Below are 14,036 nucleotides of genomic sequence, written 5' to 3' on the forward strand. Positions count from 1 at the left end.
ACATCCCAACATCGTTCACCTTCATATTATTGCCATGCGATGATGTTATCTGGCAGTAGGATGAAGATTGGCATGTTCCATCTCTCATAAATACAAATTGAGCACGTTCCACATTAACGATTGATTTTATTAGCAATATTAGATGGGGTATCCCATGCCCCACGCTGGATGTGCATTGCCTCTCTTCAGTGTTCGTACGTCAACGGGATTCGTTCTGACGGGATGCCGATCGCCACATTCAAACTTTATTTTCAATCCGCCTGAGGATGCCGGATAATCGGCACGTAACTCATGAGAGAAGCAAGAAAGCGACAAGCGCGTAAGGAATCACTATGCAGACTTTTTTTCAGGACACGATGGCCACTCCGCTTGGGGAGTTATTGATTATTGCGGATGAAAATAATCATTTGCGTGCCGTCGAGTGGCGCGAGTATGAAGACGATTTATTTCGCATGCTCAATCGCAGTTATCGAAATGATCCCTTTTCGTTACAGCCACGTCATAATCCCGGTGGACTGACAGAGAGCCTGCAACGCTATTTTGAGGGTGAATTAGCGATTATTGATACGCTACCCGTTGCTTCTGTCGGGACCGAATTTCAACAGCAGGTCTGGCAGGAATTACGTCGAATCCCCTGTGGAGAAATTACCACGTACGGCGAGCTCGCGACGCTGCTGGGACGCACTGGTGCAGCACGTGCGGTCGGCATGGCAAACGGCTCCAACCCTGTCAGCATCGTGGTTCCGTGCCATCGTGTTATCGGTACTGGCGGTGCGCTGACGGGCTATGCGGGCGGCATTCACCGTAAGCAGTGGCTGCTCACTCACGAAGGCTATTTACCTAAACCGCTATTTGCTTCAACAGAATAGTTTACCGTTATAATTTTACGCTTCGCGACACACGAAAATCCCGTCCGAATTGCCTGTCATCGTAAGTGATTCGGATTAATCAACGTGTTAACCGTTCGGTAACGTAATGGACGAAAATATTATCGCTACACGAGACTTATATATCGGAATATTTTCCAGCAAAATCGAAAAATTATAGTTAGTTCACTATTTATTGGTCTATTCCGGTGATTACCGGTCTTATCAGAGCCGATAAAAGCTGTTAAAATTGACCAATATCAATTATTGCCTGAGCAAAGCCTATGATCCCGGAAAAGCGAATTATCCGACGCATCCAGTCTGGCGGTTGTGCAATCCACTGTCAGGATTGCAGTATCAGTCAGCTATGCATCCCTTTCACCCTGAATGAACACGAGCTCGATCAGCTCGACAACATCATTGAAAGGAAGAAGCCTATCCAGAAGGGGCAGGCGCTGTTTAAGGCTGGCGATGAACTGAGATCGCTATACGCCATCCGCTCCGGTACGATAAAAAGCTATACCATCACGGAGCAAGGCGACGAGCAAATCACTGGTTTTCATCTGGCAGGTGACTTGGTGGGCTTTGATGCTATCGGTACGGCCCAACACCCGAGCTTCGCTCAGGCGCTGGAAACCTCAATGGTCTGCGAGATTCCTTTCGAGACGCTGGACGATCTCTCTGGGAAAATGCCTAACCTGCGCCAGCAGATGATGCGTCTGATGAGCGGCGAAATCCGTGGCGATCAGGACATGATTCTGCTGCTGTCGAAAAAGAATGCTGAAGAGCGTCTGGCGGCCTTTGTCTACAATCTTTCCCGCCGTTTCGCTCAGCGTGGTTTCTCGCCGCGTGAGTTCCGTCTGACCATGACGCGTGGTGATATCGGCAACTATCTGGGACTGACCGTTGAAACCATCAGCCGTCTGCTGGGGCGTTTCCAGAAAAGCGGTACGCTGGCGGTAAAAGGAAAATACATCACGATCGAGAATATTGATGCGCTTTCCGAATTAGCCGGTTCCTCACGCAAATAATCTTTCCAGCCTAACCATTTGACGTTGCCGCTTTTTTTACTGTGGCAACGTCAATTTTATCCCCTCCTTTCCGCCCCATCCGTGATATTTCCTATTTTGTTATTCTGCGGCTTATCTCTGTTGTCCAAAACGATCCCATTGCGGTACTCTTGAATGACAGGCTGTGGAGTAACAGCTGTTTGGAGGAGCTATGGCAAAGTATCAGAACTTACTGGTAGCTATTGACCCAAATCAGGATGACCAACCAGCGCTGCGTCGGGCGGTTTATCTGGTTCAGCGACTTGGCGGCCGTATCAAGGCATTTCTGCCGATTTATGATTTCTCTTATGAAATGACAACCCTGCTTTCCCCCGATGAACGGGTGGAAATGCGTCAGGGTGTTATTCAACAGCGGACCGAGTGGATTGCGGAACAGTGCAAATACTACCTTGACGCTGGCGTGTCGATAGAAATCAAAGTGGTGTGGCACAATAAACCCTTTGAAGCCATTATTCGGGAAGTCATTGCCGGACAACATGACCTGTTGTTGAAAATGGCACATCAGCACGATCGGCTGGAAGCGGTTATCTTTACACCAACCGACTGGCAGCTACTGCGCAAATGCCCTTGCCCTGTGTGGATGGTGAAAGATCAGCCCTGGCCAGTCGAAGGCCGTGCGCTGGTTGCCGTCAATCTGGCTAGCGAAGACCCTTATCACGATCCGCTCAATATCAAACTGGTATCGGAAACGCTGGAGCTGGCACAGCAGGTTGACCAGACCGAGGTTCATCTGGTCGGTGCCTACCCTGTTACCCCCATCAATATCGCCATTGAACTGCCTGATTTCGATCCCAGCGTCTACAACGATGCGATTCGAGGGCAGCACCTTATCGCGATGAAATCGCTACGGCAGAAATTCGGCCTGGATGAACGCGTGACGCACGTAGAAAAAGGGTTGCCGGAAGAAGTGATTCCCGATCTGGCGGAGCATTTGCAGGCGGGTGTCGTGGTGTTAGGCTCACTGGGTAGAACCGGCCTTTCCGCGGCCTTTATCGGCAACACCGTCGAGCATGTTATCGACCACTTGAAGTGCGATTTACTTGCGATCAAACCCGATGATTTCGTGTCGCCGATTACGCTCGAAGAAGGCGACAACAGCTGATTGCTGGTGTCATCACGCTCAGCACCAAATAATGCCAGCCTCAGCGCTGGCATTATTTTTGGCGATGCCACGTATCGCTATAGTTGAGATGTAAAAAAGGGGCGATTTCGCCCCTTTCGTTTTCAACTTCCTGCCACGCTTACAGCGCTTTCAGAATCGCCTCAACGCTATCTTTGGCATCGCCAAACAGCATCTGTGTGTTCTCTTTAAAGAACAGCGGGTTCTGTACGCCAGCGTAACCGGTATTCATAGAACGCTTGAACACGATAACATTCTGCGCTTTCCACACTTCCAGCACTGGCATGCCAGCGATTGGGCTGTGTGGATCTTCTTGCGCCGCTGGGTTAACGGTGTCATTCGCGCCAATGACCAGTACGGTATCGGTATCGGTGAAATCGTCGTTAATTTCATCCATTTCCAACACGATGTCGTAAGGCACTTTTGCTTCAGCCAACAGCACGTTCATATGACCAGGCAGACGCCCTGCAACCGGGTGAATACCAAAGCGAACCTTGATACCACGCGCACGCAGTTTGGCGGTGATGTCATGCACAGGGTACTGCGCTTGTGCGACGGCCATACCGTATCCTGGCGTGATGATGACTGAGGTCGAATTCTTGAGCAAATCAGCCACATCTTCCGCTGAAGCCTCACGGTATTCACCCACCTCTTCGCTTTCACTAGAGGAAACGCCATCCGTACCAAAACCACCGGCAATCACGCTGATAAAGGAACGGTTCATCGCTTTACACATGATGTAAGACAGAATCGCACCAGAAGAACCCACCAGGGCACCGGTCACGATCAGCAGGTCATTGCTCAGCATGAAGCCCGCTGCTGCTGCTGCCCAACCGGAGTAGGAGTTCAGCATAGAAACGACGACAGGCATGTCCGCGCCGCCAATCGATGCAACCAGATGCCAGCCAAATACCAGTGCAATAGCCGTCATCAGGATCAGCACCAGTACCTGCAACGCCACGCTGCCTGTATTGACGAAAAACAGCAGCAGCAGGAAGGACACAACCAGCGCCGCCAGATTCATTTTATGGCGATGAGGCAGCATCAGTGGCTTGGAGGAGATATTACCACGCAGTTTACCGAACGCGATCACCGAGCCAGTGAAAGTCACAGCACCGATGAAGATACCCAGAAAGACTTCCGTCAAATGGATATTGACCATCACCGGATCGGTGATTTCACCGTGATCGAGGAAGCTGTTAAAGCCAACCAGTACCGCAGCCAAGCCCACAAAGCTGTGAAGAACCGCAACCAGTTCTGGCATTTCGGTCATTTCAACCTTACGCGCCAGATAAATACCGATTGACCCACCGATCGCCATCGCGACAATGATCCAACCCACGTTGCCAGAATCCGGCCCCAGAATCGTCGCGATCAGCGCAAGCGCCATACCGCTGATACCAAAGATGTTCCCTTGTTGCGACGTTTCGTGCTTGGACAACCCAGCCAAACTGAAAATAAAGAGAATTGCGGCAACAATGTATGCAGCAGTTACTAATCCACCAGACATGTGTTACCCCTTAGTTTTTACGGAACATTTTCAGCATGCGCTGAGTCACGGTGAAACCACCGAAAATATTGATGCTGGCGATCAATACGGCAATGAATGAGAAGAACGACACCCATCCACCGTGGCCGATCTGCAACAATGCTCCGACAACGATAATGCCTGATATTGCGTTAGTGACTGACATCAATGGCGTGTGCAATGCGTGGCTGACATTCCAGACCACGTAATAGCCCACCACGCAGGACAGTGCAAAAACGGTAAAGTGAGACAAGAACTCTTTAGGCGCAACATCGGCCAGCCAGCCAAACAGCAGGATAGCGATTACGAGGAAGGCATATTTCTTCCACGGCGACGTCGGTTTAGCTGCTTCCTTCACTACCGCAGCGGCGGGTTTTGCCTGCTGTGGCTGTGCGGAAACCTGAATCGGCGGTGCTGGCCAGGTGATTTCACCGTCTTTAATGACGGTCACGCCGCGAATCACGGTATCGTCAAAATCGACGTCGATTTCGCCATTTTTCTCTTTGCAGAGTAATTTCAGCAGGTTAACCAGGTTCGTGCCGTAAAGCTGTGAAGATTGCGTCGGCAGACGGCTAGGCAAATCGGTGTAACCGATAATTTTGACGCCGTTTTCCGTCACGGTGACGCGATCGGCTACGGTCAGTTCGCAGTTCCCGCCTGTTTGCGCCGCTAAATCGACAATCACGCTGCCAGGCTTCATGCTCAGCACCATTTCTTTGGTGATCAGGCGTGGTGCTGGCTTTCCAGGGATCAGTGCGGTAGTGACGATGATGTCGACGTCTTTTGCCTGAGCGGCAAACAGTTCCATTTCCGCTTTGATAAAGGCTTCGGACATGACTTTGGCATAGCCGTCGCCGCTGCCAGCTTCTTCTTCAAAGTCGAGTTCGAGGAACTCAGCCCCCATGCTCTTAACCTGCTCTTTTACTTCAGGGCGGGTATCAAAAGCACGAACGATAGCCCCTAAGCTACCTGCGGCACCGATCGCAGCCAAACCAGCCACGCCAGCACCGATAATCATGACCTTAGCAGGCGGAACCTTACCTGCGGCGGTAATCTGTCCGGTAAAGAAGCGGCCAAATTCGTGAGCAGCTTCAACGATGGCACGGTAGCCCGCGATGTTAGCCATCGAGCTGAGCGCATCCAGTGACTGCGCGCGCGAAATACGCGGCACGGAATCCATCGCCATCACCGTCACCTGACGGGCAGCCAGCTTCGCCAGCAGTTCTGGGTTCTGCGCTGGCCAGATAAAGCTGACAACCGTACTGCCCGCTCGGGTCAGTTCGATTTCATCATCCTGCGGCGCATTCACCTTCAGGACGATATCGGCTTGCCAGACTTCCGAACTGTCAACAATCGACGCACCGACTTCTTCGTATGCCGCATCGTCAAAACTTGCCAGTTTTCCCGCTTCACGTTCTATCGAGACCGTAAAACCCAGTTTCAGCAGCTGTTCAACCGTTTTCGGCGTCGCTGCTACACGGGCTTCATTGGCCAACCGCTCTCTTGGTACACCAATACGCATGCTGATACCCTTTTCGCTTATTTTTAACGAAGGTTATTATTCTCACCCTATTCTGTTATACGAATTCGCCGAGACCTACTGCACCCTGTATCCCCACATTCACGTGGTAGGAAGAGGGTCTTATCATCTTCTTACCACACGTTTTTTGAGGCGTCTCACTGTAGGCGAACTCATTTATAACGTACTGAAAATGTGATCGATGATCCATAAATAAAATGAATTTCACAGAAAAGCCGAGTTATCACAGGTTCTGCCAGCCTTTCTTGGTCGAAAATCATGGTCTTCTCTGCCTTTTGTAGCATTATTACAGAAGTATTTTTCTGGGCTGTTTCACAAAAACGATGTGTTACAAGGTTGTTAATGCGATAAATTGCATAAATATCCCTTATGATGTCAAAACAATCATTAACCGTTATTATTAGCACTTTTCTTGTTGCGAGCCGAAGCATCATGGCTTTTCAGCCCGCTGAAAATGCTAAAGCACAAGAATTTATTCCGTGCGATAATCAGCCCTATTCCGTTACAGGTTGATTGCTATACCTTAAATAATTCGAGTGGCAGGAAGGCGAAAGGATTTTTTATGAAGCTGAAGACTACTGTTATTGCATCCACATTGTTGTTATCACTCTCGGCATTTTCAGCGCAGGCTGCGCAGGAACTTACGCCTGAGCAAGCAAAATCCCTGCAACCCTTTGAGCGAATTACATTTAAGGGGCGTTTTAACGCGATCAATGAAGCGGTCGCGGCATCCTCAACACGCGCTGATAAGTTGGGTGCAGAGTCGTTTTATGTGCAGTCTATGACGGATACGAATTCAGGCGACTACTGGAATGTGACTGTCGACCTGTACCATAAAGATGCCCCTAAAGCGAAACAGAACGTGCAATATCGCACCGTCTACGGTGTTAAAGAGCTACCGAAAGATGCTGCCTATTTGCTGGAGCCTTATGACACCGTCACGGTGAGCGGTTTATTCAGCACTCAGCCTGATCTGATCGACGCCATTGCAAAAGCAGCAAAAGAGAAAAATGCCGATTCGTTCTACATCGTTCGCCAGGTTGATGTGAACTCGAATAGTGCTAATCAAAGGGCTACCGCCTTTATCTATAAAGCGGATGCGCCAAAACGTCAGCTTCAGAGACCTGATGCGATCCCTGCTGATTCTGACGCGGGTCGCGCTGCATTGGCTGCCGGTGGTGCAGAGGCAGCGAAAGTAGAAATCCCAGGCGTTGCTTACTCTGATAGCCCCAGCCGTAGCGTGGGCAACTTCTTTGAAACGCAATCCTCGAAAGGTGGACGTTACACGGTAACGCTATCTGATGGCACACAAATCCAGGAACTGAACAAGGCCACAGCGGCACAGATGGTGCCTTTCGACTCCATTCAGTTCCGTGGTAACTACACCAATATTACACAAATATCCGAGGCTGTTGCTAAACGTGCAGGTGAGAAAGGTGCTAAGTACTACCACATCACCAGACAGTGGGAAGGCAAAGGCAACAACATGACCATCAGCGCGGATCTCTATAAATAACAGCCATCGTGCTGTGTCGTAGAAAACGACGAACGGTATAAACAAAAAACCCGCGATATCGCGGGTTTTTTTATGGCGAGCGTCCTGCCCGCTACCCTGCGGGCCGTCGCAAGCGACGTTGAAAAACGTTCCCTACGTTTTTTTATGTCAACAATCAATCTACCGTGAGTAAGATTACTTGCTGGTATCCAGCTCTGGGAAGTTTTTCACCAGATCGTCAATCGCTTTGATCTGTTGCAGGAACGGTTCCAGCTTATCCAGCGGCAGCGCAGATGGACCATCACACTTCGCATTCGCAGGATCTGGGTGAGCTTCAATGAATAGCCCCGCCAGACCGACGGCCATACCGGCACGCGCCAATTCAGTGACCTGTCCACGACGGCCACCAGACGCCGCACCAAACGGGTCGCGGCACTGCAGCGCATGCGTCACGTCAAAAATCACCGGCGCACCGTTGGAAGCGTGCTTCATGACATTGAAACCCAGCATATCGACAACCAGATTGTCGTAACCGAAGTTGCTGCCGCGATCGCACAGAATCACCTGATCGTTGCCACCTTCGATAAATTTATCGACGATGTTACCCATTTGCCCCGGGCTGACGAACTGCGGTTTTTTCACGTTGATTACCGCACCGGTTTTCGCCATCGCTTCCACCAGATCGGTTTGGCGCGCCAAAAATGCAGGAAGCTGGATCACATCAACTACATCGGCGACGGGCTGGGCCTGGTGCGATTCATGTACGTCAGTGATAATTTTTACGCCAAAGGTCTGTTTCAGTTCCTGGAAGATTTTCATCCCTTCTTCCAGACCCGGACCACGGTAAGAGTGAATCGAGGAGCGGTTAGCCTTATCGAATGACGCCTTGAACACGTAAGGAATGCCCAACTTCTGCGTGACCGTGACGTAATGCTCACAAATGCGCATCGCCAGATCGCGTGATTCAAGAACATTCATGCCGCCAAACAGCACAAAAGGCAGATCGTTGGCGACGGGGATATCCCCTATCTTGACCACTTTATTCGTCATACTTTTACCTTCATGTCGGGAAATAAATTAACGTAGCATTACTGCAAAACGGTTTCTTAATGTAAGACTGTTTTTTTAATGCAAGACAATCTGTTTCTGCTCTATCGAGTGAATCTGCACTTTTATCATTTCACTCACTGGATCTTCCGGACACTGTTCAACGAAATAGTTGAGATCGGACAGCGCAATGTGGTCACAATCCAGTTGAGCATAAATCAGCCCGCGATCGCGGATTTCATAGGGGTCGTCCGGGTCAAACTGCAGCACCGCTTCGCTGGCTCTCAACGCCAGCTCCATCTGTTTTTCTTCCATCAGGGCGACTTTCAGCGTGTCGAGCATTTTACGCACGATCAGGACATTCTCGGCTTCATCCAGATCTTCATCCAGCAGACGAGTTGACGGGCCAATATTACCTTTCAGCCACACTTCCAACACATGCTCGCTCAGCGTATCGCCATTTAGCGGATTGATCAGCCACATCTCTTCATCAAGCCAGTCGGCACGCAGAATCAACTGTGTTGGGAAAATCACCGGCATCAGCGGCAGACCCAGTTCATTGGCGATATGCAAAAAGATGATACCCAGCGACACAGGCAGGCCCTGACGAGATTCAAGCACCTGATCCAGCCACAGCGCATCAGACAGGCGATAAACGCCGCCCGCACCACCGAATCCCCAGGTGTGATAAAACAGCTCAATCAGTTTTTCAAGCTGAAGATCTTGCTCAAGGCCGTCAGGAATAGCGGCTCGGGCGCTCTCAACCAGCTGTTGCAGATTTTGCCGCACATCCTGAGCGGGAAAGTCGCGGCGAATCGCCTGTGAAACCAACACGACACCATCACTTAGCAGTGACTGGTTGAATTCAAAATCAGCAATAGCACTCATAATTATTCCATCAGCAACGGTGACTGCGTCAGTGCCAACAGCACGACCACACCAAAGCATATTAAAGCAGATACAAACGCCAGCCAGCGAACGTTCTGACTACGGGGGCGTTTCCCCAAGGCGATAGCGCCAAGAAGGATATAAATGATAACGCCAAACAGTTTTTCCGTCAGCCAGCTTTGCTCGGGAGTAAACGGATACGTATGGCTGAGAACGATTAAACCAATACCGCTGATTAATAACAAGGTGTCGTTAATATGCGGCAGGATTTTCACCCAGCGCTGTTGCAGCATAGCGGATTGCCGGCACAGCCAAAAAAAACGAATCACAAACAGGGAAATACTGATACCAACCGTTGCCAGATGCAGATATATCGTGGCTGGGTAAAGAGTTATCACGTCCATTGCTCCTAATAAATTGGGGTATCCAACCAGCGTCCTAACGACACGCGGTCATTGCCCCCATAGTCCTGACAAGTTTCTATTTGTGTAAATCCTCGGGCCTGCAATAGCTGACGCACCGCGTCAGCCTGCTGCCAGCCATGTTCTAGCAGCAGCCAGCCACCGGCATCTAAATGCTGCGGAGCGGATTCAATAATGATACGTAGATCCGCCAGTCCGTTATCGGCGGCAATCAGCGCGCTGGCAGGTTCAAAACGTACATCTCCCTGCGACAGATGCACATCATCCGCATCAATATACGGTGGGTTACTGGCGATAAGCGCAAAGCGCGTGTGATCAAGCGGTGAATACCAGCTTCCGGACAAGAAACAGGCGTTATCGAGCCCCAATTGCTGGGCGTTTTTTGTCGCTAACGCCACGGCATCGGGTTGAACATCAACGCCAGTCACCCGGCAATCACGCCGTTCACTGGCCAGCGCCAGCGCGATCGCGCCGGTTCCCGTACCCAAATCCAGCACGGCACACGGCGTTTGAGGCAGGCGCAGCAAGGCTTGTTCGACCAGACATTCGGTATCGGGACGAGGAATCAGCGTGGCGGGTGAAACGGCCAGCGGCAGTGACCAGAACTCGCGCACGCCAATCAAATAGGCGATGGGTTCTCCCTGTTCACGGCGCGCCAGTAGTTCAGTTAACTGCTGCTGTTCAGCCGCGTTCAGCTCAGTTTCACCAAACGCCAGCAGGAACGTGCGGGATTTGCCAGTCACAAAGCCCAGCAAAATCTCCGCATCTCGCTTCGGGCTTTCTCCCGCCGCGAGCTGCGCCGTAGCCGAGATTAACCAATCCTGATACGTCATTATTCCTGCTCGGACAACGCAGCAAGCTGATCGGCCTGGTATTCCTGCACGACCGGTTGAATCAGCGTGTCCAGTTTCCCTTCCATGACTTCATCCAGCCGGTAAAGCGTCAGGTTAATGCGGTGATCGGTCACCCTTCCCTGCGGGAAATTGTAAGTACGAATACGGTCAGAGCGATCGCCGCTGCCGAGCAGGTTACGGCGGGTTGACGCTTCTTCCAACTGACGTTTCTGCACTTCTGCGGCACGAATACGCGCCCCCAACACCGACAACGCTTTGGCTTTGTTTTTGTGCTGTGAACGTTCGTCCTGACACTCCACGACAATACCGGTTGGCAAGTGGGTAATACGGATGGCGGAATCGGTGGTGTTGACGTGCTGACCGCCCGCGCCAGAAGAGCGGAAGGTATCGATGCGTAAATCCGCCGGATTGATGTCCGGCATCTCCGCTTCTGGCACTTCCGCCATCACGGCGACCGTACAGGCCGAGGTATGAATGCGCCCTTGAGATTCCGTCGCGGGAACGCGCTGAACGCGATGGCCGCCGGATTCAAACTTGAGCTGGCCGTACACACCATCACCGGAGATTTTGGCGATAACTTCTTTATAGCCGCCATGTTCGCCATCGCTGGCGCTCACAACCTCAACGCGCCAGCGGCGTGATTCGGCATAACGGCTGTACATACGGAACAAGTCACCGGCAAAGATCGCTGCTTCGTCGCCGCCCGTTCCGGCGCGTACTTCCAGAAAACAGCCGCGCTCATCGTCGGGATCTTTCGGCAACAACAGCACCTGAAGCTGCTGCTCCAGTGCTTCAATCGTCGCTTTGCTTTCTTTCAACTCTTCCTGCGCCATATCGCGCATTTCAGGATCGTCCAGCATCATTTCTGCGGTTTGCTGATCCTCTTGCGCCTGCTGCCATTGCTGGAAACAGCGAGTAATATCAGTGAGCTGCGCATATTCTCGCGACAACGCGCGAAAGCGATCCATATCAGCGATGACGCTGGGCTCACCGAGTAACGCCTGGACTTCTTCATGGCGTTCTTGTAACGCTTCCAGTTTAGCAACAATAGAAGGCTTCATGCGGGCGGTTAAATCCTGTAATAGAGATGAATGCTAGTCCAGCCCAAGGCTGTCACGTAAAATTTGTAATCGGTGTTGGTCGCCGTCACGAGCGGCTTGCTGAAGGGATTTGGTCGGCGCGTGAATCAGACGGTTGGTTAAACGGTGTGTCAGTTCCTGAATCACCGCTTCAACGTCATTGCCTTGTTGGATGGCAGCCAGCGCCTTGGCCGTCATTTCCGCACGCAGCTCATCGGCCTGAGCGCGATAATCGCGAATGGTCTCCACCGCGGACTGCGCACGCAGCCACGCCATGAAGTCGGAGCTTTCCTGCTGCACGATAGATTCAGCCTGTACCGCCGCCGCTTTGCGCTGCGCGAGATTATGCTGAATGATCGCGTGCAGATCGTCCACGCTGTAGAGATAAACGTTCGGCAATTTGCCGACTTCCGGCTCAATATCACGCGGCACCGCAATATCCACCATCAGCATTGGCTGATTCCGTCTCGCCTTCAGCGTCCGTTCCATCATCCCTTTTCCGATAATCGGCAGCGTACTTGCCGTTGAACTGATCACGATATCAGCCTGAACGAGTTGTTCATCCAGCTCAGCCAGCGTGATGACTTCTGCGCCCACTTCCGTTGCCAGCGCCTGCGCGCGTTCACGGGTGCGGTTCGCGATCACCATTTTCTGCACTTTGTGCTCGCGAAGATAGCGAGCGACCAGCTCAATGGTTTCTCCAGCACCGACCAGCAGCACCGTGACATCCGACAGTGATTCAAAGATCTGCCGCGCCAGCGTACAGGCGGCAAATGCCACCGACACTGCGCTGGCACCGATATCCGTTTCCGTACGAACCCGCTTGGCAACGGTAAAGGATTTCTGAAACAGCCGCTCCAGTTCGCTGGACAGGGAATGACCACGCTGTGATTCGGCAAACGCCTTCTTCACCTGCCCCAAAATCTGCGGTTCGCCTAACACCAGAGAATCCAGACCGCTGGCAACACGCATCAAATGGCTAACGGCGGCGTTATCCTGATGCCAGTACAGGCTGCCGTTGACTTCTTCCGGGCGCAATTGATGATATTCACACAGCCAGCGAATCAGCTGCTCACGCTGGTTTTCCTGTTCGTCAACGCTAAGGTAGAGTTCCGTGCGATTGCAGGTAGACAGCACAACGCCGCCCTGCACCAGCGGTTGCTGTAGCAGACTGTCGAGGGCCACGCCGAGTTTATCTGGTGAGAACACAACACGTTCACGCAGAGAAACCGGTGCGGTTTTGTGATTAATACCAAGCGCAAGCAGGGTCATTAGGCTGTTTCTGAGTAATACCGGTCTTAGTATGGATTTCGTCTGAACCGCATTCTACTTGATGCGGGAGTGCAAGAAAAGCGACAGCACGCGATACACCTCGTCTGAGGTAGTCACTTTTTGACAAAAAACAATAAACGCCATTAACGAATAACAATCATTGACGCTGAGCGGTAAGCCCGTTAGCGTGACGTATTTCACGGACTTCGTTCATTACAGGATACGACCGACATGCCAACCAAAACCGTCCGATGCCTGCGTTTACTGCCTTTAGCCAGCGTATTGCTTGCCGCCTGTAGTATTAATCAACCGACCCAAACGGGTACAAGCCCTACCTCGCCAGAGTGGCAACAGCATCAGCAAAAGGTCCAGCAGCTCAGCCAATATCAGACGCGCGGCGCTTTTGCCTATATCTCCGATAGTAAAAGAGTATCAGCCAATTTCTTCTGGCAGGACACACCGCCGCAGCGTTATCGATTGCTGCTGACTAACCCGCTCGGCAGCACCGAATTAGAACTGCGTGCCCAGCCTGACGGCGTGCAAATCACCGACAATCAGGGCAAGCGTTACGTAGGTAAAGATGCCGAATACATGATTCAGCAACTGACCGGCATGGCGATCCCGCTGAACAATCTGCGCCAGTGGATTCTCGGCATTCCAGGCGACGCTACCGAATTCACGCTGGATGAACGCTATCTGCTGAAAACCATCACCTATCATCAGGGCAACCAAAACTGGAATGTCAGCTATCAGAGTTACAACACTGAGTTAACACCTCCGCTGCCAACCAGTCTGGAACTGGTTCAGGGCGAACAGCGTATTAAGCTGAAGATGAATAACTGGATGGTTAAATAA

13 protein-coding genes are annotated in these 14,036 nt (G+C 51.6%); 5 read left to right on the top strand and 8 right to left on the bottom strand.

Annotated elements, in window-relative coordinates; genetic code table 11:
* The first annotated feature begins 332 nt into the window (after window positions 1–332).
* The 3 genes from ogt (at window position 333) to uspE (ending at window position 3,038) form a co-directional block, all read left to right on the top strand.
* Window positions 333–869 (top strand): methylated-DNA--[protein]-cysteine S-methyltransferase, encoded by a 537-nt coding sequence (gene ogt / locus QWJ20_RS09765; RefSeq protein ID WP_095994581.1) that lies wholly within the window; start codon window positions 333–335, stop codon window positions 867–869.
* 281 nt (window positions 870–1,150) lie between these two features.
* The gene (fnr, locus tag QWJ20_RS09770) at window positions 1,151–1,897 is read left to right on the top strand and encodes a fumarate/nitrate reduction transcriptional regulator Fnr (protein ID WP_005968491.1); all 747 of its coding nucleotides are present in this window, start codon (window positions 1,151–1,153) and stop codon (window positions 1,895–1,897) included.
* 190 nt (window positions 1,898–2,087) lie between these two features.
* Window positions 2,088–3,038: a universal stress protein UspE gene (gene uspE, locus QWJ20_RS09775; protein WP_109411048.1), complete on the top strand. Its 951-nt coding sequence runs from the start codon at window positions 2,088–2,090 to the stop codon at window positions 3,036–3,038.
* A gap of 139 nt (window positions 3,039–3,177) precedes the next feature.
* On the opposite strand, the gene pntB is transcribed toward uspE, so the two are convergent.
* Window positions 3,178–4,566 (bottom strand): Re/Si-specific NAD(P)(+) transhydrogenase subunit beta, encoded by a 1,389-nt coding sequence (gene pntB, locus QWJ20_RS09780; protein WP_433992417.1) that lies wholly within the window; start codon window positions 4,564–4,566, stop codon window positions 3,178–3,180.
* Window positions 4,567–4,576: 10 nt separating this feature from the next.
* Complete coding sequence (gene pntA / locus QWJ20_RS09785) at window positions 4,577–6,106, bottom strand: Re/Si-specific NAD(P)(+) transhydrogenase subunit alpha (RefSeq protein ID WP_095699508.1); 1,530 nt, start codon at window positions 6,104–6,106, stop codon at window positions 4,577–4,579.
* 580 nt (window positions 6,107–6,686) lie between these two features.
* Between pntA and ydgH the strand changes: the two genes are divergently transcribed.
* Complete coding sequence (gene ydgH / locus QWJ20_RS09790) at window positions 6,687–7,640, top strand: DUF1471 family protein YdgH (protein WP_095994585.1); 954 nt, start codon at window positions 6,687–6,689, stop codon at window positions 7,638–7,640.
* 174 nt (window positions 7,641–7,814) lie between these two features.
* Here ydgH and kdsA read toward each other — a convergent pair whose 3' ends face one another.
* The 6 genes from kdsA to hemA all read right to left on the bottom strand — a co-directional run bounded on the left by kdsA (window position 7,815) and on the right by hemA (window position 13,181).
* Window positions 7,815–8,669, bottom strand: coding sequence for a 3-deoxy-8-phosphooctulonate synthase (kdsA, locus tag QWJ20_RS09795; RefSeq protein WP_039480687.1), 855 nt, complete (start codon window positions 8,667–8,669; stop codon window positions 7,815–7,817).
* A 75-nt stretch (window positions 8,670–8,744) separates the two neighbouring features.
* Window positions 8,745–9,554, bottom strand: a complete 810-nt coding sequence (sirB1, locus tag QWJ20_RS09800) for an invasion regulator SirB1 (protein ID WP_010304662.1) — start codon at window positions 9,552–9,554, stop codon at window positions 8,745–8,747.
* Window positions 9,555–9,556: 2 nt separating this feature from the next.
* On the bottom strand, window positions 9,557–9,958 hold the full coding sequence (locus QWJ20_RS09805) for a SirB2 family protein (RefSeq protein WP_010304660.1): 402 nt from the start codon (window positions 9,956–9,958) through the stop codon (window positions 9,557–9,559).
* Between the two features lie 5 nt (window positions 9,959–9,963).
* Entirely contained in the window at window positions 9,964–10,809 is an 846-nt protein-coding gene (prmC, locus tag QWJ20_RS09810) for a peptide chain release factor N(5)-glutamine methyltransferase (protein WP_433992418.1), read from the bottom strand.
* Window positions 10,809–11,891 (bottom strand): peptide chain release factor 1, encoded by a 1,083-nt coding sequence (gene prfA, locus QWJ20_RS09815; protein ID WP_095699512.1) that lies wholly within the window; start codon window positions 11,889–11,891, stop codon window positions 10,809–10,811. Before prfA ends, prmC begins: the two co-directional genes overlap by 1 nt.
* A 33-nt stretch (window positions 11,892–11,924) precedes the next feature.
* Window positions 11,925–13,181 carry a glutamyl-tRNA reductase gene (gene hemA / locus QWJ20_RS09820; protein ID WP_039496291.1) on the bottom strand — a complete coding sequence of 419 codons (1,257 nt, stop codon included), beginning with the start codon at window positions 13,179–13,181 and terminating at the stop codon, window positions 11,925–11,927.
* A 231-nt stretch (window positions 13,182–13,412) separates the two neighbouring features.
* Between hemA and lolB the strand changes: the two genes are divergently transcribed.
* Entirely contained in the window at window positions 13,413–14,036 is a 624-nt protein-coding gene (lolB, locus tag QWJ20_RS09825; protein ID WP_095994587.1) for a lipoprotein insertase outer membrane protein LolB, read from the top strand.

This window comes from Pectobacterium sp. S5, from assembly GCF_051707265.1.
In the GTDB taxonomy this organism is placed as follows: Bacteria; Pseudomonadota; Gammaproteobacteria; order Enterobacterales; family Enterobacteriaceae; genus Pectobacterium; species Pectobacterium polare.

Bases quoted from the DNA above. Each gene is read 5' to 3' on its own strand.
- ogt (WP_095994581.1), top strand. From the start codon at position 333: ATGCAGACTTTTTTTCAGGACACGATGGCCACTCCGCTTGGGGAGTTA.
- sirB1 (WP_010304662.1), bottom strand. From the start codon at position 9,554: ATGAGTGCTATTGCTGATTTTGAATTCAACCAGTCACTGCTAAGTGAT.
- lolB (WP_095994587.1), top strand. From the start codon at position 13,413: ATGCCAACCAAAACCGTCCGATGCCTGCGTTTACTGCCTTTAGCCAGC.
- uspE (WP_109411048.1), top strand. From the start codon at position 2,088: ATGGCAAAGTATCAGAACTTACTGGTAGCTATTGACCCAAATCAGGAT.
- ydgH (WP_095994585.1), top strand. From the start codon at position 6,687: ATGAAGCTGAAGACTACTGTTATTGCATCCACATTGTTGTTATCACTC.
- prmC (WP_433992418.1), bottom strand. From the start codon at position 10,809: ATGACGTATCAGGATTGGTTAATCTCGGCTACGGCGCAGCTCGCGGCG.
- prfA (WP_095699512.1), bottom strand. From the start codon at position 11,891: ATGAAGCCTTCTATTGTTGCTAAACTGGAAGCGTTACAAGAACGCCAT.
- hemA (WP_039496291.1), bottom strand. From the start codon at position 13,181: ATGACCCTGCTTGCGCTTGGTATTAATCACAAAACCGCACCGGTTTCT.
- kdsA (WP_039480687.1), bottom strand. From the start codon at position 8,669: ATGACGAATAAAGTGGTCAAGATAGGGGATATCCCCGTCGCCAACGAT.
- QWJ20_RS09805 (WP_010304660.1), bottom strand. From the start codon at position 9,958: ATGGACGTGATAACTCTTTACCCAGCCACGATATATCTGCATCTGGCA.
- fnr (WP_005968491.1), top strand. From the start codon at position 1,151: ATGATCCCGGAAAAGCGAATTATCCGACGCATCCAGTCTGGCGGTTGT.
- pntA (WP_095699508.1), bottom strand. From the start codon at position 6,106: ATGCGTATTGGTGTACCAAGAGAGCGGTTGGCCAATGAAGCCCGTGTA.
- pntB (WP_433992417.1), bottom strand. From the start codon at position 4,566: ATGTCTGGTGGATTAGTAACTGCTGCATACATTGTTGCCGCAATTCTC.